Here is a 23,378-nt window from a genome sequence, read left to right on the forward strand (position 1 = left end):
TTCACTTTCGAGCGTGCTCGAAGTCCAGCTCTCTTCCCGCCAGCCGGGCCAGGAGCGGGGCGAGCGCGTCGACGGCTCCGGCGCGTACCACGAAGCGGGTGACGCCCCAGCGGCGCTCGTGCCCGGCCACGGCCGCGACGATCTCGTCGGGCGTACCGGCCAGCACGAACGGGGTGGCCAGCACCTCCGCCGGGGTGAGTCCGGTCTCGGCGGCCGTTCCGGCGGCGGCCGCCTCCGCGTCGTCGCTGACCGCGACGTGCTGGACCAGCGCCTCCAGGACCGGCGGGGTGTCCCGGCCGGCCGCGCCGGCCGCCACGTGCGCGAGCTGCGCCTCGATCTGGTCGGCCCGCCACCGGACGGTGTGCTGGTGGCCGTCGGGCAGGGTACGGCCCAAGCCGGCCAGGCCGACCACGTCGGCGTGCCTCCCGGCCCAGCGCAGCAGCGTCGAGTTGGACGTGCCCACCGTCAGCGGGATCCGGTCCTGGACCGGCCGGGGCTTCTTGAGGCGGGCGGCGTGCGCGGTCAGCTCCTCGGTGTCCACCGTGACCTCGTCGCCGGCCAGCAGCGCCCGTACCGCCTCGGTCACCGCGACGCAGCGGCGGACCCGGCCGGCCACGTCCGGGCGCTCGCGCCCGACGGCCCGCCACTCGGCCGGCGTGTGGCCCGCGCCGACGCCGAACCGGGCCCGCCCGCCGGAGACCACGTCCAGCGTGGCCACGTCGGCGGCGAGCAGGATCGGCTCCCGGACACCGGCGTTGGAGACGTACGAGCCGAGGCCCAGCGTGCTGGTCACCGCCGCCGCGGCGGCCAGCGCGACGAACGGTGACGCGCAGTCGCCGGGGTGGTCGGCCGCGAACAGCGCGTCGAAACCGGCCGCCTCGACGGTACGGGCCAGCTCGGTCCAGCTCGCCGCGTCGGTGGGCTGGGCCTGTACGGAGAAGGTCGCCATCGGCCCAGCATCGGCGCGCACGCGGCGATGGGCCACCCCGTACGCGCCGATTCTGCCGACGGCCGAACGGTAAGGAAGGGCCCCTTCTTAACGCCTAGCGAGGTGAAAGGGCCCCTTCTTAACACGCGTCACACGGCGTCGAGACGGGCCAGGTCGGCGGGGGAGAGGCGCAGCGCGGCGGCGGCGACGTTCTGCTCCAGGTGCGCCGGGTCGCCGGTGCCGGGGATGGCCAGCACGTTCGGGCCCCGGGCCAGCGTCCAGGCGAGCCGGACCTGGGCCGCCGTCACGCCGTGCTCCCGGGCCACCGCGTGCACCTCCGGGTGCTCCTCGCCGGTGGCGCCGGCCTCCCGGCCGCTGGTGACGATGGAGAAGAACGGCACGAACGCGGTGCCGTGCGCCGCGCAGTCCCGGATCAGCTCGTCGTGGGTACGGCGGTAGCCCAGGCCGTACGAGTTCTGCACGCACACCACCGGGGCGATGGCGCGCGCCTCGGCGACCTGGTGCGGGCGTACCGCGGAGACGCCGAGGTGCCGGATCAGCCCGGCGTCGCGCAGCTCGGCCAGCGCGCCGAAGTGCTCGGACAGCGGCTCCGGGCCGTGCACCCGCAGGTTCACCACGTCCAGGTGGTCGCGGCCGAGCTGGCGCAGGTTCTCCTCCACCTGCCCGCGCAGCTGCTCCGGGCGGGCCGCCGGCAGCCACTGCCCGGACGGGTCCTTGCCGGGCCCGACCTTGGTCACGATGACCAGATCCTCCGGGTACGGCGACAGCGCCCGGTTGATCAGCTCGTTGGCGGAGCGCAGCGGCGAGAAGTAGAACGCGGCCGTGTCGATGTGGTCGACGCCCAGCTCGACCGCGCGGCGCAGCACGGCGACGGCCCGGTCCCGGTCGCTCGGGCTGCCGTCGGCGTTCGCGGTCAGGCGCATCGCGCCCAGGCCCATCCGGTTGACGGTCAGGTCGCCGAGCTGCCAGGTGCCGGCCGCGCCGGCGTGGACGGTGTCGATGGTCATGCGGTCCCCGTATCCCTCGTCTGCGGCCCCACGACGGGGCCGACAGGTACCACGGGGGCGGCGGGCAGGTGGTTCACCCGCCTTCGTCGCGGTCCTCGGGCTGCTCGTGCCAGCGGGCCCGCCAGGCCGCCTCGTGCGCCTCGTGGCTGGTGCGCTCCTCGAAGACCAGCTTGCGCAGCGCCTGCCGGCTCTCGGCGAACACGATCACCTCGACGGCCACCATACCCACGGTGATCGCGGTCAGCATGCCCAGCGCGGCCAGCCCCGGCACCCGCTCCGCGACCGGGATGGTCACACCGAGCAGCAGCGCCGTGCCGACCCGGGTCCAGCTCAGCGTGCGCAGGGTACGCAGCTGGAACAGCATGTTGCCGCAGAGGTAGCAGATGACGCCGCCGAACAGCAGCGGCACGCCCGGGCCGTGCCCCGGCTCGCTCGGTGGCACGTTCGGGTCGGCGATCCCGTGCACGATCGTCTCGGCGCCGAGCGCGAACAGGATGATGCCCGCGATCATCGGCAGGAACAGGTACGCGTACGCGTCCCGGGCCATCGCCACCCGGGGACCGTCCTGCGCGGCGTGCAACGCGATGCGGGCGGCCGGCCCGACCATGTCGTAGTGCGCCCACCAGAGCGCGGCGGTGAAGAAGATGCCGAGCACCGCCGCCGCCACGGCCGGCCAGGTGGGCGGCTGGCCGAGCAGGTTGCTGCCCACGCCGACGGAGATGACCGACTCGCCCAGCGCGATGATCAGGATGAGGTCGTACCGCTCGGTCCAGTGTTCGGCGGACGCGACGCCCCAGCCCCAGGTGCCGGCGAGTATGCCGGTGCCGTACTGGAGCAGGATGACGCCGGCCCAGAGCACGTCCCGGAGCATCGCGGCCGAGACCAGGTCGTCGATCCTCGGCGGCAGCAGTGCGGCGACCAGCAGCAGCGCGGTGCTGCCGATCACCTCGGGGGCGAACCGGACGAGTTGCCGGCGTTCGTTCGGGCTGTCCCGGACGGCATGCCGGTACAGCAGCAGGTGCACCACCCGCAGGACGGTGTAGCTGAGCGCCGCGACCATCGGCCCGGCCTCGTTGCCGCGCGGGTCGCGGAAGGCGTGCGGCAGCGACAGCGCGAACGTGAACAGCGCGGCCATGCCGACTGTCATGAGCACCGGGACGAAGCCCTCGCCGAGGCGTACCCGGGTGGCGACCACGCTGTGCACCACCCACGACCACCAGAGCACGGCGAGGACCAGCAGCGCGTGCAGCAGCGCCCCGCCGGTCACCTGGAGCGCGGTGGCCCGGGTGATGATGAAGAACGAGAAGACGAAGACCAGGTCGAAGAAGATCTCGAACCGGTCGACCCGGGCGCCCGGGGCCACCGGCACGGCCGGCCCCAGGCGTCCCCGCCACCCGTACGAGCCCACCGGCCGAGTCTGTCAGCGCCGGTCCGGGCCGCGGGCCGATTCCGGTCAGCCCGGCCGGTGACGCAACCCGTCCATCAGCAGGTCGAGCAGGCGTCCGGCCTGGGCGCGCTGGTCCGGCTCGCCCGCCACCAGGGAGACCCCGCTGAGGCTGGCGAGCACGTCGGCGGCGGCCACGTCGGCGCGTACGACGCCCGCGGCGGCACCCGCCGCGAGCAGCTCGCCGAGCGCGGCGAGCAGCCGGTCGCGGCTCTGCGCGTACGGGTTGGCGCCGGAGGCGATGACCAGCCGCAGCGCGTCGGCCATGCCCCGCTTGGTGGCGAGGTAGTCGACGAACCGATCCATCCAGGCGCGCAGCGCCGCGTCGGCGGGCTGGGCCGCGAGCAGCGCCGGGGCGGCGTCGCAGAGCTTCTCCAGCTCGTTGCGGTACGCCGCCTCGATCAGCGCCTCCCGGCTCGGGAAGTGGCGGTAGAGCGTGCCGATGCCGACGCCGGCCTCCTTGGCGACCCGGTCCAGCGTTACCTCCGGACCGTCCTGGGAAAACGCCTGGACCGCGGCGTCCAGCAGGCGCTGCCGGTTGCGCAGCGCGTCCGCGCGCAGCGGTCGGTCGGGCACGGGCCCTCCTCCCTCGGCCGGGTCGCCAGCCCGGCACGGTGGTAACCGGAGCCCCCTCCGGTTATGCTGGCGGAGTAACGGAGGATCCTCCGCTTCTCATCGTAGCGGGCGGACATCGGTCCGCGTCGCCGTCGACAAGGATGGACCATGACAACCCCGACACCAGTCACCACCCCGTTCTCCGCCGAGACCACAGCCCTGGAAGTGGTCCGCGACCTGGACCTGACCGGCCGCCGGGCCGTCGTCACCGGCGGCGCCTCCGGGATCGGCGTGGAGACCGCCCGCGCGCTCGCCGCCGCCGGAGCGGACGTCACCCTCGCCGTCCGCGACACCGAGGCCGGGCAGCGCGCCGCCGACGACATCACCGGCACCACCGGCAACGACCGGATCCTGGTCGCCCCGCTCGACCTGGCCGACCTCGCCTCGGTGGCCGCGTTCGTCAGCACCTGGGACGGGCCGCTGCACATGCTCGTCGACAACGCCGGGATCATGGCCTCACCCGAGATGCGCACCGAGCAGGGCTGGGAGATGCAGTTCGCGACCAACCACCTCGGGCACTTCGCGCTCGCCACCGGGCTGCGCCCGGCGCTCGCCGCGGCCGGCGGCGCGCGGATCGTCTCGGTCAGCTCGGCGGCGCACCTGCGCTCACCAGTGGTGTTCTCCGACATCCACTTCCGGCAGCGGCCGTACGACCCGTGGCTGGCGTACGGGCAGTCCAAGACCGCGAACGTGCTGTTCGCGGTGGAGGCGACCCGCCGCTGGGCCGACGACGGCATCTACACCAACGCGCTGATGCCCGGCGCGATCCGGACCAACCTGCAGCGCTACATCACCGAGGAGGAGCTGGCCCGGATGCGCGCGCAGAGCGGCGGCGGCGCGGCCTCGTTCAAGACCCCGGAGCAGGGCGCGGCGACCTCGGTGCTGGTCGCCACCTCACCGCTGCTCGACGGCGTCGGCGGCCGGTACTTCGAGGACTGCCAGGAGGCCGGCCCGAACCAGCCGGGCACCCGCACCGGCTGGGCCGCGTACGCCCGCGACCCGGAGGCCGCCGAGCGGCTCTGGACCGTCTCCGAGGAGCACCTGCGCGGCTGACCCCCGCGGAACGACGAAGGGGGCGCGCGGCATGTCGCCGCGCGCCCCCTCGCCGTCTCGGATCTACAGACCCAGCTCGGCCTCGAAGTTGCCGGCCTCCAGCCGCTCCTTCACCGCGGTGAGGAAGCGGGCCGCGTCGGCGCCGTCGATCAGCCGGTGGTCGTACGACATGGCCAGGTAGACCATCGACCGGATCGCGACGACCTCGCCCAGCTCCGGGTCGTTTACCACGACCGGGCGCTTGACCACGGCACCCGTGCCGAGCATCGCCGACTGCGGCGACGGCACGATCGGGGTGTCGAACAGGGCGCCCCGGCTGCCGGTGTTGGTGATCGTGAACGTCGCCCCGGCCATCTCGTCCGGGGTGATCTTGTTGGCCCGGGTGCGCTCGGCCAGGTCGGCGATCCGCTTGGCGATGCCGGCCATGTTGAGGTCACCGGCGTTGTGGATGACCGGCACGAGCAGCCCGCGCTCGGTGTCCACCGCGATGCCGAGGTTCTCGGCCGCCGGGTAGGTGATCGTCCCGCTCTCCAGGTCCATGCTGGCCTGGATGATCGGGTACCTCTGGAGCGCCTCGATCGCGGCCAGCGCGAAGAACGGCAGGAAGGACAGCTTCACGCCGTGCTTGGCCTGGAACGAGTCCTTGGCCCGCGCCCGCAGCCTGGCGACCTTGGTGACGTCGACCTCGACGACGGTGGTCAGCTGCGCCGTCTCGTGCAGCGACTGCTGCATCCGCTTGGCGATGGTGGCCCGGATCCGCGGCAGCTTCTCCGTGGTGCCCCGCTTGGCGCTCGGCTCCGGCTTGGCGGCCGGCTTGGCCGGGGCCTCGGCCTTGGCGGCCGGAGCGGCGGCGGGCGCTGCCTTGGCGGCCTTCGCCTTCTCGGCCGCCTCCAGCACGTCCTGCTTGCGGATGCGGCCACCCACGCCGGTGCCCTTGATCGAGCCCAGGTCCACGCCGTGCTCGGCGGCGAGCTTGCGCACCAGCGGCGTCACGTACCCGGCGGCGTCCTCGCCGTACTCGGCCGAGACGCTCGGGCGCTGCGTGGCGGTCGGCGCTGCGGGCTGTGCCGCCGCCTCGGCCTTGGCCGGCTGCGCGGCCTGCTCCGCCTCGGCGGCCGGCTCGTTGTAGGACAGGCCCGGGGTGGGCTCCTCGACCTTCGGCTCCGGCTTCGGCTCGACCTTCGGCTCCGGCTTGGGCTCGGGCTTCGCCTCGGCCTTGGGCTCCGGCTTGGGCTCGGGCTTCGCCTCGGCCTTGGGCTCGGCCTTGGGCTCGGGCTTCGCGGGCGCGGCGCCGGCCACTCCGACGATCGCCAGCACGGCGCCGACGTCGGCGGTCTCGTCCTCGGCGACCTTGATCTCCTGCAGCGTGCCGGCGACCGGCGACGGGATCTCGGTGTCGACCTTGTCGGTCGAGACCTCCAGCAGCGGCTCGTCCACCTCGACGGTCTCGCCGACCTGCTTGAGCCAGCGGGTGACGGTGCCCTCGGTGACGCTCTCGCCCAGGGCCGGCATGGTCACCGGCGTGCCCTCGCCCGACGACGCGGCGGGCTGGGACGGCTCCTCGACGGCCGACTGCTCGGCCTCGGCGCCCGGCTCGGCGGCGGCCTGCTCGGCCTGCTCCGGCTCGGGGCCGGTGCCCTCGGCGGCGGCCGTCGGCTCGGTGGCCGGCTCGGCCTTCTCGGTGGGAGCCGCGCCCGCGTCCTCGCCCTCGCCGGCGATGACCGCCAGCTCGCTGCCGACCTCGGCGGTCTCGTCCTCGCCGACCACGATCCGGCTCAGCACGCCCGCCGCGGGGGACGGGATCTCGGTGTCGACCTTGTCGGTCGACACCTCGAGCAGGGGCTCGTCGACCTCGACGGTGTCACCCTCCTGCTTGAGCCAGCGCGTGACGGTGCCCTCGGTGACGCTCTCGCCGAGCCGGGGCATGGTGACCGATACCGGCATGTTCTCCAGACTCCTTCATTCCCCTGGTGGGATCATCGCCCGTCGCCGGACGCCGCGGTTGTCGTGTCAGGCGTGCGCGTGCAGCGGCTTGCCGGCCAGGGCCAGGTGCGCCTCGCCCAGGGCCTCGTTCTGCGTCGGGTGGGCGTGCACGAGCTGCGCCACCTCCGCCGGGTACGCCTCCCAGTTGTAGATGAGCTGCGCCTCGCCGATCAGCTCACCGACCCGGGCGCCGACCATGTGCACGCCGACCACCGGGCCGTCGTCCACCCGGACCAGCTTCACGTGGCCGGCGGTTTTGAGGATCTGGCTCTTGCCGTTGCCACCCAGGTTGTAGTTGTAGGTCTTGATCTTGTCGGCGCCGTACTGCTCCTTGGCCTTCGCCTCGGTCAGGCCGACCGACGCCAGCTCCGGGTCGCAGTAGGTGACGCGCGGGATGCCGGCCTCGTCGATCACGGCCGGGTTCTTCCCGGCGATCTCCTCGGCGACGAAGATGCCCTGCTGGAAGCCGCGGTGCGCGAGCTGGAGGCCGGGCACGATGTCGCCGACCGCGTAGACGTTCGGCACGCTGGTGCGCAGCCGCTCGTCGGTCAGCACGTAGCCGCGGTCCATCTTGACGCCCTGCTCCTCGTAGCCGAGGCCGGCGGTGGTCGGGCCGCGGCCCACGGCGACCAGCAGCAGCTCGGCCTCGACCGTGTCGCCGCCGGAGATGGTCAGCTTCACGCCCTTGTCGGTCTTCTCGACCTTCTCGAACGGCTTGCCGACCTTGAAGTTGATCTTCCGCTTGCGGAACGCCCGCTCCAGCGCCTTCGACGACTCCTCGTCCTCGGCGGCGACCAGGCGGGGCAGCGCCTCGACGATGGTCACGTCCACGCCGAAGGACTTCCAGACGCTGGCGAACTCGACGCCGATCACGCCGCCGCCGAGCACGATCGCCGACGACGGGATGCGGTCCAGCGTCAGCGCGTGGTCGCTGGTGATGATCCGCTCGCCGTCGACGTCCAGGCCGGGCAGGCTCTTGGCGTACGAGCCGGAGGCCAGCACGACGTTGCGGCCGGTGTAGCGCTTGCCGTCGACCTCGACGACGTTCTTGCCGACCAGCTTGCCGGCGCCCGCCACGAAGGTGATCTTCTTGTTGCCGCCCACCAGGCCCTGGAGGCCCTTGTACAGGCGGGAGATCACGCCGTCCTTGTACGAGTTGACCGCCGTGATGTCGATGCCGACCAGCTCGGCCTTCACGCCGAACTGCTCGGACTCGCGGGTCTGGTCGGCGATCTCGGCGGCGTGCAGCAGCGCCTTGGTCGGGATGCACCCGTTGTGCAGGCAGGTCCCGCCCAGCTTGCCCTTCTCGATGAGCGCGACGGAGAGGTCCAGCTGGGCGGCACGCAGCGCCGCCGCGTAGCCGCCGCTACCACCTCCGAGGATGACGATGTCGAAGGTCGTGTCGTTCGGCTCGCTCACATCCAACTCCCAGGTCGCGTCACTGCATCGGGGGTTACGGCGGAGTAACAGGCACACCCCACCTCGGTCATCTTGTCACCACCACGGACCGGGCGCGTACCGAGGTGCCCAACGACACGTCGATGGCACGTACCCTTGGCACCGTCCTCGATGACGGCGGTGGGGGAGGAGTGGATTCGGTGGGGCTGTTCCGACGACGCAAGCGGGCGGCCCCGGCGAGCCGCGACCGCGCAGCCGACCGCGCCGATCTGGACCATCTGGAGAACTTCGTCCGGACCCGCAAGGGCGTCGAGGCGTACATCGAGCCCCGCACGACTGTCACCGAGACCACGATCATGCTGATCGCCGACGACGGCGAGTGGACCCGGCGCCGCGTCGGCGGGCCGGACGAGGCCCGCCGCTGGGCGCACCGGATCGCGATCCCGATCTACGACGTGCGGCTGATGGGCTATCCGCAGCGGATGCGCGACTACAACGAGCGCCGGAAGCGCCGCCCCGAGCTGTACTGAGCTATCTGCGCGCGGGTGTTAAAAAGGGCCCCTTCTACAACGCGAGGCGTTAAGAAGGGGCCCTTCCTTACACGTCAGCCGTTGGCGGCGACGTCCTCGACCAGGTGCACGAGCGTACGCACCGGCACGCCGGTGCCGCCCTTGGTCCAGTAGCCGGTCGCCTCGCCCGAGTGGTAGCCCGGACCGGCGATGTCGATGTGCGCCCAGGCCACGTCGTCGGTGACGAACTCGCGCAGGAACACCCCGCCCTGGAGCATGTGCCCGGCCCGGTCCATCCCGGCGTTCACCTGCGAGATGTCCGCGACGTCGGACTCCATGCCCTTGCGCACGTCGTCCGGCAGCGGCATCGGCCACGCCGGCTCACCGGTCGCGTCGCCGGCCACCCGCACCCGCTCGCACAGCTCCGGGGTGCCCATCACGCCGGCGATCCGCTTGCCCAGCGCGATCACCTGCCCGCCGGTCAGCGTCGAGGTCTCGAACAGGTAGTCCGCGCCGTCCGCGCAGGCCCGCGCCATCGCGTCGGCCAGCACCATCCGGCCCTCGGCGTCGGTGTTGAGCACCTCCACCTTCTTGCCGTTGAACATGCTGATCACGTCGCCCGGCCGGTAGCTGGTGCCCGACGGCATGTTCTCCGCCATCGGCAGGTAGCCGGTGACGGTCACCGACGGCTTGAGCGCCGCGACCGCCAGCATGGCCGCGCCGACCGCGGCCGCGCCGGCCATGTCCGACTTCATCTCCCACATGCCCTGCGCCGGCTTGATCGAGATGCCGCCGGTGTCGAACGTGATGCCCTTGCCGACCAGCGCGACCCGCTTGCCGTTGCCGCCGCCGCCGTCGGGCGTGTAGGTGAGCTTCACCAGCCGAGGCGGGGCCTCGGAGCCCTGACCGACGGCGAGGATGCCGCCGTAGCCGCCGGCCGCCAGCGCCGCCTCGTCCAGCACCTCGACCTCCAGCCCCGCCTCGCGGGCGGCGGCGGAGACGACGTCGGCGAACGCCGGGGGACGCAGCTCGTTCGGCGCGGTGTTGACCCAGTCCCGGCTGGTCCGCACCGCGCCGGCCACCGCCTGCGCCCGCGCGATCTCGGCCTGTGCGGTCGCGTCGGCCGCGTCCGGCACCGCCACCAGCACCTCGCCCACCGGCTCGCGCCGGGCCGGCTGCGGCTTGGTCTTGTAGCCGGCGAACCGGTAGCCGCCCAGCAGCGCGCCCTCGGCGACCGCGCGCAGCGCGGCCGGGGCGTCGGCGTCGTCGGGCAGCGGCAGGGCCAGGGCGACGCGCGGGGCGCCGGCCAGCGCCCGCACCGCGGCACCGGCGGCCCGGCGCAGCGACTCCGGGGCCGGAGCGGCACCCGACGGCTCCGGGCCGAGGCCCACGGCCACGACCAGCGGCGCGGTCACGGTGCCCAGCGTGGCCAGCTTGATCACCTCGCCCGGGCCACCGGTCGCGCCGAGCAGGGCCAGCGTCTCGGTCAGCTTTCCGTCGAACGCGGCGGCGATGCTCTCCCCGCCGGTGGCCAGCAGCAGGGCGTGGGCGGGTGCGCCGCTGCCCGGCTCGGTGGTCTGGCTGTGCACGCCGATCACGATCGCGTCGACGGCGAGTTCGGCGGGGTCGGTGTCGACCAGGCTGAGGGTGGTGCGGGGCGATGTCACGAAAGCTACTCCGGGCGGGCCGGGCCGGCCGCGTCGTCGCGTACCGGCGATGAAGGTCTCTCCGGCGGCAACCTACCCGCCGGGAGGCGTGGCTGTCCCGCCGATGCGTGCCGGCGGGATCCCGCCGATGCTAACCACAGCGTTCCGGGCCGGTAAGTTGCCACCCATGACCGAGGTGACCTCCGACGCTGCCGAGACCCGGCTGCGCCGATCCCCGCTGCACGAGCGGCACACCGCGCTCGGCGCGAAGTTCGCCCCCTTCGGGGGCTGGCAGATGCCGCTGGAGTACGCCGGTGGCGGCGTGCTCAAGGAGCACACGGCCGTCCGCGAGGGCGTCGGCGTGTTCGACGTCTCGCACCTGGGCAAGATCCGGGTCACCGGGCCGGGCGCGGCGGACTTCGTCAACGCCTGCCTCACCAACGACCTCGGCCGGATCACGCCCGGCCAGGCGCAGTACACGCTCTGCTGCGACGACGCCACCGGCGGCGTGGTGGACGACATCATCGCCTACCTGCACGCCGACGACCACGTCTTCCTGGTGCCCAACGCGGCCAACACCGCCGAGGTGGCCCGCCGGCTGCGCGCCGCCGCGCCCGGGGGCGTCACCGTCATCGACGAGCACGAGGCGTACGCGGTGCTCGCGGTCCAGGGTCCGCGCTCGGCGGAGCTGCTGGACGCGCTCGGCCTGCCCACCGGGCACGACTACATGAGCTTCTCCACCGCCACCCTGGACGGGGTGGAGCTGACCGTGTGCCGCACCGGCTACACCGGCGAGCTGGGCTACGAGCTGGTCGTCGCGTCCGGGCACGCGGTCGCCGTCTGGGACGCGATCTTCGCCGCGGCCGACGACGTACGCGCCTGCGGCCTGGCCGCCCGGGACACGCTGCGCACCGAGATGGGCTACCCGCTGCACGGGCAGGATCTGTCCCCGGAGATCACCCCGGTGCAGGGCCGCTCCGGCTGGGCGGTGGGCTGGGACAAGGCGGCGTTCTGGGGCCGCGACGCGCTGCGCGCCGAGAAGGCCGCCGGCCCGGCCCGTACGCTGCGCGGCCTCACCGCCGTCGACCGGGCCATCCCGCGCCCCGGCATGGCCGTGTACGCGGGCGACCGGCAGGTCGGCACGATCACCAGCGGCACGTTCAGCCCGACGCTCAAGCAGGGCGTCGCGCTGGCGCTGGTCGACACCGACCCGAAGCTGCCCGACGGCGACGAGCTGGAGGTGGACATCCGTGGCCGCCGCGCCCGGATGCGCCTGACCAGGCCGCCGTTCGTCAAGCCCTCGGTGCGCTGAGCCGCGCGGGTCAGTCCTCGCCGCGCTCCCCGGCGTCGAGGACTGCCTGCGTCCAGCCGCCCTCCAGCACGCCGGTGCCGTCCAGCACCGCCCAGTCGACCACGTCCGACGCCTCCACCACCACGGGCGAGCCGATCCGCACGCTCGGGTCGGTGTTGGCGTCGCTGGCGCTGGCGCCGACGATCCGTTCCGGGGTGTCCCACGAGGTCACCCCGGCCCAGACGTACTCGGGGCCGTCGTCGCCGGGCAGGCCGTACTTGACCACGAGCTGGCTCTCCTCGGGCAGCCGCCCGGCCAGGAAGCGGGCCCGGATGTCGCCGAGCGCGGCCCGGGCGGTCTCCACCGCGCGGCTCATCGCGTCACCGGCGCGGGTGTAGCGCACGTCCGGCTGGATGCCGTTGAACAGCGTCGCGCAGGCCGCGGCGAAGTAGCGGCCGGGCGGACCCGGGTGCCCGGGCGGCGGGTTGAGGCTCAGGAACGAGTCGGCGTCCGGGTCGGTGGCCGGGTCCAGCTCCAGCCGCAGCAGCACCGGCGCGGTCGCGCCGTGCTGCTCCGGGTTGCCGTACGCCACGGCGATGTCGTGTCCGGTCACCGTGGCCAGCACCGGAAGCTGCACGAACGCCGGCACCTCCTCGCCGGCCAGCCCGTCGGTCCAGTCCCGCAGCAGCCGCCGGGCCGCGCCGGTCATCACCGCGCCCCACGCCCGGGTCAGGTGGTCCGGCACGCCCTGGGCCTGCAACTCCAGCAGCCCGAACCGGCGCAGCCCCTTCGTGGTGAACCAGAGCCCGTCGGAGTCCGAGGAGTAGGGCACCAGCACCCAGTCGACGAGCCGGATCCGGCCCTGCTCGTCCGGCAGCGAGCGCAGCGCCGCCGCCGGGTCGAGGAACTGGAGCCCGAAGACGTCCACCACGTCCCCGCCGACCGTCTCGGCGACCGCCGCGGCGACCGCGCGGGCGGCCCACTCGTGCGCGGGCGGCCAGCCCGGCCGGTACTCCGCCTGCACCACCACCAGGTGGGTGGCGGCGGCCAGCCGGGCCAGCTGCTCCTCGGTGGCGCCGAACGCGGTGAGCAGGTCCGGTGGCAGCTCGGGGAACTCGTCGACGGTACGGGTGTCCACGGTCATCAGCGGGCTGTCGAGCATCTGCCGGGCCAGCCCGTGGACCGGTTCGGCGAGCCGGCCGGCCAGCCCCTCCACGGCGGTCTTCGGGCTCACCTTCGGCAGCCCGGTGATCGGCACCAGGTACGTCGCGTCGAGCGACTCGGGCACCGGTACCGGCAGGAAGTCGTCCGTGATGAGCATGCCGTCCCCCTCGACCGCGCCGGTGCACTCGCCCCGAACGCTACCCGCCCGGACCGCCGGCGCTCAGCCGGTCAGCACCAGTCCCAGGTAGGACAGCGTGGTGACGATCTCCACGAGCGCCCCGAGCACGTCGCCGGTGATGCCGCCGAAGCGGCGTACCAGGTGCCGGAGGAGCCCGGCCGCGACGGCGAGCGCGCCGAGCACGGCGAGCGGCCCCTGCCACGGACGGTCCGGCACGGCGGGCACGGCCGCCAGCGCGACGGCGAGCGCGCCGAGCGCCGGCGCGGCCCAGCCCACGGTGCCGGCCACGAGCGCGCCCAGGCCCTCCGGCCGGGCCGCCGGCACGCCGCGCCGGCAGGCCAGGCCGACGGCGAGCCGCCCGGCCGCGGTGGCCGCGACCACCGCGGCGAACGCGGCGAGGGCGTCCCGGCCGGCCAGCTCCGCGAGTACCGCGCTCTGGAGCAGGAGTACGACCACGAGCGCGACCACCCCGAACGGGCCGACGTCCGGCTGCTTCATGATCTCCAGCGCGGCCGGACCGCGCCGGTACGAGCCGAGCGCGTCCACGGTGTCGGCCAGCCCGTCCAGGTGCAGGCCCCGGGTGAGCAGCGCGCCCAGTCCCACCGTGACCACCGCGGCGACGAAGGGCGGCGCGAGCGCGCCGGTGAGCAGCAGCACCCCGCCGAGTACGGCGCCGAGCAGCGCGCCGACCAGCGGGGCCAGCGCCATCGCGGTGCCGGCGGCGGCCCGGTCGACCCGGCCGGCGCGTACCGGGAGAGTGGTGAACGTGGTGAGCGCCAGCCGGATGCCGTCGGCGAGCCGCGCCTCAGTCGGCACGTCGGCCGGGGGAGACCGGCTCGTCGGCCCCGATCGTGGTCGGTCCCGGCCCGGCCGGCTCCGGCTCGGCGAAGTCCGGTTCGTCCTCGGTCCGGCCGGCGTCGCGGCCGTCGTCGCCGGTGCGTTCGTCGGTGCCGCCCTCGTCGTCGGGTCCGCCCAGCGACGGGTGCACCGGCAGCGTGGCGGCGAGCGTCAGCGCGGAGCGCAGCAGCGGCAGCGCGGCCAGCGCGGTCGCCCCCTCGCCCAGGTCGAGCCGCAGGTCCACCAGCGGGGTCAGGCCGAGCACGTCGGCGGCGAGCCGCACGCCCGGACGGCCGCCGTGGTCGGGTAGCAGGCACCAGTGCCGGGCCTGGCCGGCCAGGTCGCGGCTGACCATGGCGGCGGCGGTGCCGACCGGTCCGTCCAGCAGCACCGGCACCTTGCGGGCGGTGGCGCCCAGCAGTACGCCGGTGGCCAGCGCGATGTCGCCGCCGCCCAGCTCGGCCAGGACGTCCTTGGCCTCCCGGGCGGAGCGCCGGGTGCGGTGCAGCGCGTCCCGTACCGCCGCGCAGCGGACCATCCAGGCGGTGTCGTCGATCTCGCCCTGCTCGGTGACCACCCGGCCGAGCACCGTCGGCGGTTCCGCGCCGGCGGTGGCCGCGAGCACCGCCGCGGCGGCGGCCTCGGCGCCCGCACCGCACGCGGCCAGCACCAGCAGCTGCACCCCCGCGTCGGCGGCCTGCTCGGCGAGCCGCCAGCCGTAGCGCAGCGCCGCCTCGACCTCGTCGGCGGACAGGGCCGGGCCGTCCTCCATCGGCGCCGAGGAGGGCGCCTCGACGATCTGGAGGCCGGCCCGGTTCTCGGCGGCGAGCCGGGCCAGCGCGCCCCGGCCGGCGCGGGCCTGCCGGGCGCGGCGGGCCGACTCGCCGGGCGCCGCGCCGGCCGACGCGCCGCCCTCGTGGTCGCCCTTGATCAGCAGTACGCGCACCGAGTCCCACGGACGCGGCGCCGAGGTGCCCTGGGTGGCGGCGGCGAAGCCGACCACCTGCTCCAGCACGCCGAGACCGGCGCCGGGGATGTCGAGGGTGGCGAGCCGGTCGACGGCCTGCGGCCCGGTGTAGTCGTCGGGCATCGGCAGTTCCATGCCCGGCTGGATGACCAGACCGGTGGCGATCATCGGCAGCGCCATCGTGGGTGCGGCCCAGTCGCCCGTACCGGGCCTGCTGGACGTTTCCGGGGCGGGCACCGGGGCGGCGGCCGGGGTGAGCACCTCGGGCAGCGTCACGTCCCCGGCGCCGAGGTCGGCCGGCACGGCCTCGGGCGACGTGGCCTCGGGCGACGTGGCGGCCGGCGGCACGGCGTGCGCGGGGGCCGCCGGGGTGGCCGGCTTGAGCCACGCGGTCTGACCGGCCACCACGAGCGCGACCGCGTCGCAGGCGTCGGCGACCGCGCGGTTGGTCGCGCCGAGCGCGTCGGTGAACGCCCGGCCCAGCGGCGTGGTGGGCACCAGGGACAGGCCCACCTCCGGGCTGACCAGCACCAGCCGGGCCGTGCTGGCGCGCACCGCCGCGGCCAGCTCGGCGATCGTCGCGGTGTCGTCGGCCGGCTGGTGGGCCGGGTCGAGCAGCACCGTCACCCATCCGCCCAGGTCGTCCACGAGCAGCGTCTCGTTCGGCCCGGCGGCGGCGATCACCTCGACCAGCCGGCCCGGGTCCGCCGCGGTCTCCTCGGTGCTCCAGCTCCCCGGCCGACGGGCGCGGTGCGCCGCGAGGCGGGTCGCCCACTCGGTGTCCTCCGGATCCCCGGCCGGGGCGGTGGCCACGTACCGGACCGTGGGCGCGTCGGCGACCAGTGACTCGGCGAACTCGGACTTGCCGGAGCGGATACCGCCGAGCACCAGGAGGGTGTGCCACCCGTCAACGGACATGCCCGTACCTTAGTTCGCCCGCCCCCGTCCCGGGCAGCTCGCCCCCGCGCTGTCCCCTCCCCACCCCCTCGCCGCGCTGATCTTGCAGTTGCGGCCCCCGGGATGCCGGGAATGACCGCTCTGCCGGGGCGGAAACCGCAAGATCGCGGGTGGCGGCCCGGGGGATCGAGGGGTGCGGCCCGGGGGATCGCGGGGTGCGGCCGGGGGTGGGGGTGGGCATGATCCATGTGGTGGCGGGCCGTCGTCGGCGGGGCCGACTAGGCTTGCGGAGGTTTGGCGTCCCACGGGACGACGGCGGCGAGGGGAGACGCGGCATGGCGTGGAGCTGGCGGTACGAGGGCACGAACGGCGACGCGGCCGACGGGCCGGCCGAGTCGTTCACGAGCCAGGCGGATGCCGAGTCGTGGATCGGCCAGACCTGGCGGGAGCTCGCGGCATCCGGCGTCACCACCGTCGTGCTGGTCGAGGACGACCGGGTGGACTACCGGATGAGCCTGCAACCCCCGGCCGAATGACCGGCTACGACCGCCCGGGCGAGCCGCTGGTCCTCGGCGTGCCCCGGGCGGCGTTCCGGCCGAGCCCGATCTTCCTGGCCCTGGTGGCGCTCTTCGTCGCCTCCGGGGTGATGACCTGGAACCGGTACGGCAACGTCGGCTTCGACGTGTTCCTCTTCGTCGTCTCCGGCTGGCTGGTCTCGCTGTGCCTGCACGAGTACGCGCACGCCGTGGTCGCCTACCGGGCCGGTGACCGGGACATCGCGCACCGGGGCTACCTCACGCTCAACCCGCTGAAGTACACCAGCCCGCTGCTGTCGATCGTGCTGCCGGTGGTCGTGGTGCTGCTCGGTGGCATCGGCCTGCCCGGCGGCGCGGTCTGGGTGGACCGGCACGCCATCCCCGGCCGGTTGCGGCACACGCTCGTCAGCCTGGCCGGGCCGGCCACGAACGTGCTGTTCACGCTGGTGCTGGTGGCGGCCGTGGCGTGGGGGCCGGAGCTGGGCGGGCCGCTGGAGTTCTGGGCCGGCGTCGGGCTGCTCGCGTTCCTCCAGCTCACCGCCAGCGTGCTCAACCTGCTGCCGGTGCCGGGCCTGGACGGCGGCAACATGCTCCAGCCCTGGCTCAGCCCCGCCTACCGGCGGATGTACGACCTGTTCGCCCCGTACGGCTTCATTCTGCTCTTCGCGCTGTTGTGGAGCCCGCAGATCAACCGGGCGTTCTTCGGTGCGGTCTTCGCCGTCGGCGACGCCCTCGGCCTGCCGCGCGAGCTGTACCAGATCAGCTACGCCCTGATCCGCTTCTGGGAGGGCTGACCGGGTCGTCCCCGGGCCGGTGCGAGCCCGGCCCGGGAACGACGCGACGTCACGGGCGCTGAGCCGGGCTCTCGGTCTTCGCCGGATCCCGCTCGGTGACCGGCTCGACGATCTCGTCGATCGCCTTGAGCAGGTCGGCGTCGAGCTTCACGCCCGCCGCCTTCACGTTGTCGTGCACCTGCTCCGGCCGGGACGCGCCGACGATCGCCGAGGACACGTTCGGGTTCTGGAGCACCCAGGCGACGGCGAGCTGCGCCATGGTCAGCCCGGCCTGCTCGGCCAGCGGCTTGAGCCGCTGCACCCGGGTGAGCACGTCGTCGGTCATGAACCGCGCGATGAACCCGGCGCCGGACTTGTCGTCGGTGGCGCGGGAGCCGGCGGGCGGTGGCTGGCCCGGCAGGTACTTTCCGGACAGCACGCCCTGGGCCATCGGCGACCAGACGATCTGGCCGATGCCCAGCTCCTCGCTGGTGGGGATCACCTCGGTCTCGATGACCCGCCACAGCATCGAGTACTGCGGCTGGTTCGAGATCAGCGGGATGCGCAGTTCGCGGGCGAGGGCATGCGCCTCGCGCAGCTGGGACGCCTTCCACTCGGAGACACCGATGTAGTGCGCCTTGCCGGAGCGTACGACGTCGGCGAAGGCCTCCATCGTCTCCTCCAGCGGGGTGCTGTAGTCGTAGCGGTGGGCCTGGTAGAGGTCCACGTGGTCGGTCTGGAGGCGGCGCAGCGAGCCGTCGATCGACTCCATGATGTGCTTGCGGGACAGGCCCCGGTCGTTGCGGCCGGGACCGGTCGGCCAGTAGACCTTGGTGAAGATCTCCAGCCCTTCGCGACGCTCGCCCTTGAGCGCGCGGCCGAGCACCGACTCGGCGCGGGTGCCCGCGTACACGTCGGCGGTGTCGAAGGTGGTGATGCCGCTGTCGAGGGCGGCGCGGACGCACGCGACCGCCGCGTCCTCCTCGACCTGCGAGCCGTGGGTGATCCAGTTGCCGTACGAGATCTCGCTGACCATCAGGCCGGAGCGGCCCAGGTGACGGAATTCCATGCTCCTGACCCTAGACCTGCCCGGTCCCGGACGCCGTTCGGCGCTCACACCGCCGGCAGCACGTCTCTCATTCGGGCGGCGAGCCACTGCCGGAAGCTCTCCTCCGCCCACCCGCACCGTTGCACCAGCGCCGCGTAGTGCGCCGGGTCGTTGTAGAACCACAGCGTGTCGACCGCGCGCTCGGCGCCCGCCCCCGGCCGGAGCGGGCCGTCCAGGGTGAGCAGCCGGTCGACCACCATGGCGGCGCCGGCACGACGGTTACGCAGCAGCGTCTCCCACAGGTCGGCCACCTCGGGCGCCTCGTCGGCCGCGCGGCGCACCGTCTCGAAGGCGCCGGCCGCGCGGTGGCCGATCAGCGTGCAGACCCCGGCGTACGCGTCGAGCACCGCGCCCTGGTCGGTCGCCTCCCAGACGGGCTGGAACCACGGGCGGCGCGCCACCGGCACCGGCTCGTCGTCACCGGCGAGCGCCTCGTCGAGCACCTGGCGCAGCAGGGCGGCCTTGGAGCCGAACGCGGCGAACACGGTGGGCCGGGCGACGCCCGCCTCGGCGGCCACGTCGGCCAGCGACGTCGTCGCGTAGCCGCGCGTCACGAACAGGTCGGTCGCCGCCCGCACCACCGCCTGCCGGGTACGCCGGGCGCTCTCCTCGCGCACCGCCGAGCGGTAGGGGCGTGTCGACTTGCCGTCCTTGACTCCAGCCATGACCTCGCGATACTAACAATGTATTCAATAGACTCCTGACTATCGAATGTTCTCGCATTCACCGAAATCGGAGGCCGCCATGTCCGTCCGCCCCTACCTGCTCGGCCCCGACGACGGCGAGGCGTACTGGTTCCTCGGCAACCTGTGCACGCTGAAAGCCGGGGGCCGGCACACCCGGGACCGCCTCACCGTCGCCGAGTTCGTGAACCCGCCCGGCTTCGCCCCGCCGCTGCACCGCCACCAGGTCGAGGACGAGATGTTCTACCTGCTCTCCGGCACCGCCCGGTTCCACTGCGACGGCGACACGCTCACCGCCGGTCCCGGTGACTTCGTCCTGCTGCCGGTGGGCCTGGCGCACACCTTCGTGGTCGGTCCGGACGAGCCGTTGCGCGCGCTCCAGATCACCACGCCGGCCGGGTTCGAGCGGTTCGCCGCCGAGGCCGGCGTACCGGCGCCGCACCGCCGGCTGCCCGACCCGGCGCCGATCGACCCGGCCGCGCTCGGGCACGCCGCCGCCCGCAACGGCATCGAACTGCTCGGCCCTCCGCCGACGGCGTGAGCGGCCGGCGCGGGGGCGCTGCCGGTCCTGGGTGGCGTGGCGGTCCGGGTGGCGTGGCGGTCCGGGTGGCGTGGCGGTCCGGGTGGCGTGGCGGACGCGGGTCAGAGCACCGGGCTGGCGTCGGCGAGCAGCCGGTTGATCTCCGCGACCACCGCAGCGCGGCCCGGGTGCACCGGGTCGATGAGCGGCTCGCCGCGCCGGTCCAGCGCGCCCCACCGGCCCGACTCGGTCGCGACCAGGAACGCCACCGGATGCACCACCACCGTCGCGTACGCCGGCGTCACCACCACCCGGCCGGCCCGGTTCACCACGCCCCGGCGGCCGGCCAGCTCGACCACCGCCAGCCCGTCGGCGGTGAACCCGTCGACCTCCCGCCCGTCCGCGAGCGGCGTGCCGAGACGGTGGTAGCGGGTCGGCACCACCACCTCGCCGGTGAGGTCCACCGCGCCCCAGCCGCCGTTCTGCCGTACCGCCGCCAGGCCGTTGCGGAACGGCCGGGCCTCCTCGTACCCGGGCGGGATCTTCACGATGTTCATCCGGTCGACGGCCATCCACCGGCCCTTGCCGTCCATCGACACCCAGGACAGCCCCTCCGAGAAGGGCACCACCGACCGGTAGCCGTTGTTCGCCTCGATCAGCGCCGCGCCGGACGTGTCGATGAGTGCCCACCGGGACGCCTCCGGCCGCCGTACCCAGGCCAGTCCCTCGTGGAACGGCTGCGCCTCGGCGTACCGGTGCGCGATGGCCATCTCGCCGTCGGCGTCCGCGTACCCCCAGAGCTGCCGCTCCTCGTCGAACGTCGCCACCGGCGGACGCGGGGTGCCGAGCACCTCCTCGGGCCGGCGCGGCGGGGGACCGAAGCCGTCCGCGGCGGCCCGCTCCGCGATCGCGTCCAGTGCGACCTCGACCCGGGCGTTGAGCTGCGCGTCCTCGCCGTGTCGCAGGTCCAGCGCCCGCTCGAAGTGCAGGCACGCCTCGGTCAGCCGGCCCTGGTCGTAGCAGCACCGCCCGGCGTGCTCGTGCAGCAGCGCGCGCAGCCGGTCCGGCAGCTCCGGCGAGTTCGCCTCGGCGAAGAGCCGGTCCGCCTCCGCGTGGTCACCCCGCCACCGCAGCGCCTCGGCGAGACGCGCGTGGGCCAGCACGGTCCGCCGGAACTCGCCCGTGGCCTCCGCGTACGTGACGGCCAGCCGTGCGTCCCCGAGCGCGTCGTCCAGGTCACCGAGGATCCGGGACGCCACCGCCCGCAGGCTGAGCAGCCGGGCCCGGCTGCGGTTGTCGAGCGTGGTGTCCAGCTTGCCGGTCAGCCCGTCCCGGATGTCCCGCAACTGCGCCGGGTCGGGGGCCTGCTCGCGCAGCGTACGCGGATCCAGTTCCCAGCCGACCGCGGCGAGCGCCTGCTCCGGGTCGACCGGAGGCGGCGGCTCGGCGTCCGCCGCCGGTTCCGCGCCGTCGTCGGTCCCGGCTTCTTCCGGGGTACGCGGTTCCTGCGCGTCGTCGGCGTGGCCGGTGCCGGCCGGGGTCGGTTCGCCGTCGTCGGTGTGGGTCCGCGCCTGCGCCTGCGCCTGTCCCTGTTGCGCGGGCGCGGCGTGGTCGTGGTCGTGGTCGTGGTCGAGCCCTGGTCCGTCGCCGGCGGTCTCGCTGTGGTCGGTGTCGGTCGGAGGGGGGCCGACGAGCGGCGCTTCGTCAGGCCCCTCGGTGCCGGCCGGGGTGCCGGCGTGCTCGGCGGGTGCGCTGTCGGTGACGGCGATCCCGTCAGCGGTGGGCGAAGGCTGCGCGGGCGTGGCGTCGCCGGCACCGGCCGTCGTGTCGGCCTGCTGGGAAGCGGGCGGTACGGGCCCGTCGTAGCCGGCACCCGTGGTGCCGTCGATCGCCGTCGGTTCCTCGGCCGCGTCCTCGGCGATGGTCTCCCGTGCCGTCTCGTCGGTGGTGCTCTGCTGTGCCGCGCCGTCCTGACGGACATCGGCGGTGCCGGAGGAGACATCGGTCGGAGTGCGCTCCGGACCGGAGCCGGGCAGGCCGGGTGCCGCCGCCACCGCGACGTGCGGCTCGGGAACAACGGCCGACCTGCCGGATTCGGTGGCGGGGGTGCCGGCCACTGCCGTCGTCCGCTCGACTTCCGGGATGGTCGGCGTGTCCACGGCTGCGGCCGGTGAGCCGGTGGTCGTTGCGGCCTCGGCCGGGTCGGCAGTGGACGTTCGCGCCGGACCGGCGCTCGGCCCCGGCACGGGAGCGTGACCGGGCAGAGATCTTGGTACGGAACGGCCCCCAGAAGGGCCGGAATCTTCCAAGATCTCTGGCGGTTCCGGGGTTCCCGTGGGCTGGGCTGGGCGGAACCATGTCTCGGCATCGTGGGCGGGCGGAGGTGTCTTCTCCGCGCGGCCGTTCTCCGACGGCTCGTCGCTCCGGTCGGCGATCGTGTCGGCTTCGGGACGGTCCGTGCCCTGCGTGGGCCGAGCGGCCGCGTCGGCTTCGGGACGGTCCGTGCCCTGCGTGGGCCGAGCGATCGTGTCGGCTTCGGGACGGCCGGCGTCCGTGCCGGACGTGGCTCGGGCGTCCACCTCGGCATCGGGCCGGCCTCCGTCCGTGCGGGACTCCGGTCGCGCGCCCGTGCCGGCTCCGGGGCGGTCGATTTCCGCGGCTCGAACGTCCGCATCGGCCCCGGGCCGACCGGCGTCCGTGCCTGGCGGAGTCGGGGTGCCGAGCGTGGTTCGGGGACGCGGCTCGGCTACGGGACGATCCGCATCCGTGCCGGGGACGGCCCGGGCACCCGTGTCGGGCGTCGCTCCAGCGCCGGCCTCGACACGGTGGGCGTCCGTGCCCGGAATGGGGCGGGTACCGGGGACCGCCGCGGGTCGAGCGGCCTGTGCTTCCGGGTCGGCGGGGCGCATCGCCGGGACGACCGGTGGTGGCGCGGTCGGCCGGGCAGGGGCGGGGCCGGGATAGGCGGGCGGCGCGGGACGGGCCGACGCGGCCTGGGCCGGCTGGACCGGATCGGCCGGAGGCGGGCCCGGCCGTTCCTCGGGCCGGCCCTGCGACGGCGTGGGGCGAGCGGGCTCCGCGCTTCGCTCCGCCCGTCCGGTGCCGGTCGGAGTCTGCGCACCGCCGCTGGGCGTGCCGGCAACCGGCGCGGCGGGAGTGACCGTGCCCGAGAACGGTGCGCTGGAAACCGGCGCGCCCGAGATGGGCGCGCCGGAGACGGGCCTGCTGGAATCCGGCATCCCCGAGACGGGTGCGCCGGCCACCGGACCCACGGAGGCGGGCACGCCGGACGTGGAACCCGAAGGCGCGCCGTCGCCGGGACGCACGGGCGCGCGCTGTGCCGACAGCGGATCGGGCGCAGCCGGGGCGGGACGGGGACGGTCGTCGGCGCGCGGGCGTCCGGTCGGCTCGGCCGGGGCCGTGCTCCGGCTGTCGGAGGCTCGGACCGGATGAGCGTCCGGCCATTGCCCGGGCCGTGCCGTACTCGGTGCCTGCGGCGGCGTCCGGCGCTCGTCCGGCCGCGCCGTCCTGGGCTCGTCCGAGCGTGCGGCCGTCTGATCCGGCCGGGCAGTCCGGGATTCGCCCGAACGCGCGGCGAACTGATCCGGCGATGCCGGACGGGACTCGTCGGAGCGCGCGGCGGTCTGATCCGGGGATGCCGGACGGCGCTCGTCGGGCCGTACCGGCCACTGCTGCGGCCGGGAATCCGGACGCGCGGCGACCCCGTCTGGCCGGCGACGGTCCTGCTCCGGCTGCGCTCGGCCGGCCTCGGGGCGGGACGGGGCGGTGTCCGGGCGGGACGGGGCGGTGGGCGGCCGGG

General features: G+C 74.6%; 20 protein-coding genes. 7 read left to right on the top strand and 13 right to left on the bottom strand.

Annotated elements, in window-relative coordinates:
* Position 1 precedes the first annotated feature (1 nt).
* The 4 genes from ABIH81_RS16350 to ABIH81_RS16365 form a co-directional block, all read right to left on the bottom strand.
* On the bottom strand, positions 2-949 hold the full coding sequence (locus tag ABIH81_RS16350) for an LLM class flavin-dependent oxidoreductase (protein WP_349875811.1): 948 nt from the start codon (positions 947-949) through the stop codon (positions 2-4).
* Positions 950-1,077: 128 nt separating this feature from the next.
* Positions 1,078-1,956 (bottom strand): oxidoreductase, encoded by an 879-nt coding sequence (locus ABIH81_RS16355; RefSeq protein ID WP_349875812.1) that lies wholly within the window; start codon positions 1,954-1,956, stop codon positions 1,078-1,080.
* A 73-nt stretch (positions 1,957-2,029) separates the two neighbouring features.
* Entirely contained in the window at positions 2,030-3,364 is a 1,335-nt protein-coding gene (locus ABIH81_RS16360; RefSeq protein ID WP_349875813.1) for a low temperature requirement protein A, read from the bottom strand.
* A 45-nt stretch (positions 3,365-3,409) separates the two neighbouring features.
* The gene (locus tag ABIH81_RS16365) at positions 3,410-3,976 is read right to left on the bottom strand and encodes a helix-turn-helix domain-containing protein (protein WP_349875814.1); all 567 of its coding nucleotides are present in this window, start codon (positions 3,974-3,976) and stop codon (positions 3,410-3,412) included.
* Between the two features lie 147 nt (positions 3,977-4,123).
* Between ABIH81_RS16365 and ABIH81_RS16370 the strand changes: the two genes are divergently transcribed.
* A complete protein-coding gene (locus ABIH81_RS16370; RefSeq protein WP_349875815.1) occupies positions 4,124-5,068 on the top strand; it encodes an SDR family NAD(P)-dependent oxidoreductase in 945 nt (314 codons plus the stop codon).
* Between the two features lie 63 nt (positions 5,069-5,131).
* Here the strand turns inward: ABIH81_RS16370 and sucB are convergent, their stop codons facing one another.
* Positions 5,132-7,012 carry a 2-oxoglutarate dehydrogenase, E2 component, dihydrolipoamide succinyltransferase gene (sucB, locus tag ABIH81_RS16375; protein ID WP_349875816.1) on the bottom strand — a complete coding sequence of 627 codons (1,881 nt, stop codon included), beginning with the start codon at positions 7,010-7,012 and terminating at the stop codon, positions 5,132-5,134.
* Between the two features lie 66 nt (positions 7,013-7,078).
* Complete coding sequence (gene lpdA, locus ABIH81_RS16380; protein WP_349875817.1) at positions 7,079-8,470, bottom strand: dihydrolipoyl dehydrogenase; 1,392 nt, start codon at positions 8,468-8,470, stop codon at positions 7,079-7,081.
* A 179-nt stretch (positions 8,471-8,649) separates the two neighbouring features.
* Between lpdA and ABIH81_RS16385 the strand changes: the two genes are divergently transcribed.
* On the top strand, positions 8,650-8,979 hold the full coding sequence (locus ABIH81_RS16385; protein WP_064448299.1) for a hypothetical protein: 330 nt from the start codon (positions 8,650-8,652) through the stop codon (positions 8,977-8,979).
* A gap of 74 nt (positions 8,980-9,053) precedes the next feature.
* On the opposite strand, the gene ABIH81_RS16390 is transcribed toward ABIH81_RS16385, so the two are convergent.
* Positions 9,054-10,625 (bottom strand): leucyl aminopeptidase, encoded by a 1,572-nt coding sequence (locus tag ABIH81_RS16390; protein ID WP_349875818.1) that lies wholly within the window; start codon positions 10,623-10,625, stop codon positions 9,054-9,056.
* A gap of 166 nt (positions 10,626-10,791) precedes the next feature.
* Between ABIH81_RS16390 and gcvT the strand changes: the two genes are divergently transcribed.
* Positions 10,792-11,916, top strand: coding sequence for a glycine cleavage system aminomethyltransferase GcvT (gene gcvT / locus ABIH81_RS16395; RefSeq protein ID WP_349875819.1), 1,125 nt, complete (start codon positions 10,792-10,794; stop codon positions 11,914-11,916).
* A gap of 10 nt (positions 11,917-11,926) precedes the next feature.
* Here the strand turns inward: gcvT and ABIH81_RS16400 are convergent, their stop codons facing one another.
* The 3 genes from ABIH81_RS16400 to ABIH81_RS16410 all read right to left on the bottom strand — a co-directional run bounded on the left by ABIH81_RS16400 (position 11,927) and on the right by ABIH81_RS16410 (position 15,959).
* Positions 11,927-13,216, bottom strand: a complete 1,290-nt coding sequence (locus tag ABIH81_RS16400) for a DUF2314 domain-containing protein (protein WP_349875820.1) — start codon at positions 13,214-13,216, stop codon at positions 11,927-11,929.
* A 63-nt stretch (positions 13,217-13,279) separates the two neighbouring features.
* Positions 13,280-14,053, bottom strand: coding sequence for an adenosylcobinamide-GDP ribazoletransferase (gene cobS / locus ABIH81_RS16405; RefSeq protein ID WP_349875821.1), 774 nt, complete (start codon positions 14,051-14,053; stop codon positions 13,280-13,282).
* Complete coding sequence (locus ABIH81_RS16410) at positions 14,043-15,959, bottom strand: bifunctional adenosylcobinamide kinase/adenosylcobinamide-phosphate guanylyltransferase (RefSeq protein WP_349875822.1); 1,917 nt, start codon at positions 15,957-15,959, stop codon at positions 14,043-14,045. Before ABIH81_RS16410 ends, cobS begins: the two co-directional genes overlap by 11 nt.
* Positions 15,960-16,273: 314 nt before the next feature.
* Between ABIH81_RS16410 and ABIH81_RS16415 the strand changes: the two genes are divergently transcribed.
* Complete coding sequence (locus tag ABIH81_RS16415) at positions 16,274-16,474, top strand: hypothetical protein (RefSeq protein ID WP_194801142.1); 201 nt, start codon at positions 16,274-16,276, stop codon at positions 16,472-16,474.
* Entirely contained in the window at positions 16,471-17,268 is a 798-nt protein-coding gene (locus ABIH81_RS16420) for a site-2 protease family protein (protein WP_349875823.1), read from the top strand. Before ABIH81_RS16415 ends, ABIH81_RS16420 begins: the two co-directional genes overlap by 4 nt.
* A gap of 49 nt (positions 17,269-17,317) precedes the next feature.
* Here the strand turns inward: ABIH81_RS16420 and ABIH81_RS16425 are convergent, their stop codons facing one another.
* Positions 17,318-18,316, bottom strand: a complete 999-nt coding sequence (locus ABIH81_RS16425; RefSeq protein WP_349875824.1) for an aldo/keto reductase family protein — start codon at positions 18,314-18,316, stop codon at positions 17,318-17,320.
* A gap of 44 nt (positions 18,317-18,360) precedes the next feature.
* Positions 18,361-19,020, bottom strand: coding sequence for a helix-turn-helix domain-containing protein (locus ABIH81_RS16430; protein WP_349875825.1), 660 nt, complete (start codon positions 19,018-19,020; stop codon positions 18,361-18,363).
* 79 nt (positions 19,021-19,099) lie between these two features.
* Here ABIH81_RS16430 and ABIH81_RS16435 point away from each other — a divergent pair, with 79 nt between their 5' ends.
* Positions 19,100-19,579 (top strand): cupin domain-containing protein, encoded by a 480-nt coding sequence (locus tag ABIH81_RS16435; protein ID WP_216928362.1) that lies wholly within the window; start codon positions 19,100-19,102, stop codon positions 19,577-19,579.
* A 101-nt stretch (positions 19,580-19,680) separates the two neighbouring features.
* Here the strand turns inward: ABIH81_RS16435 and ABIH81_RS16440 are convergent, their stop codons facing one another.
* The gene (locus ABIH81_RS16440) at positions 19,681-21,717 is read right to left on the bottom strand and encodes a WG repeat-containing protein (protein WP_349875826.1); all 2,037 of its coding nucleotides are present in this window, start codon (positions 21,715-21,717) and stop codon (positions 19,681-19,683) included.
* Between the two features lie 1,003 nt (positions 21,718-22,720).
* Here ABIH81_RS16440 and ABIH81_RS16445 point away from each other — a divergent pair.
* Positions 22,721-23,011: a hypothetical protein gene (locus tag ABIH81_RS16445; RefSeq protein ID WP_349875827.1), complete on the top strand. Its 291-nt coding sequence runs from the start codon at positions 22,721-22,723 to the stop codon at positions 23,009-23,011.
* Positions 23,012-23,378: the final 367 nt, after the last annotated feature.

This window comes from Micromonospora sp. HUAS YX12 (assembly GCF_040215685.1).
Classification (GTDB): Bacteria; Actinomycetota; Actinomycetes; order Mycobacteriales; family Micromonosporaceae; genus Micromonospora; species Micromonospora tulbaghiae.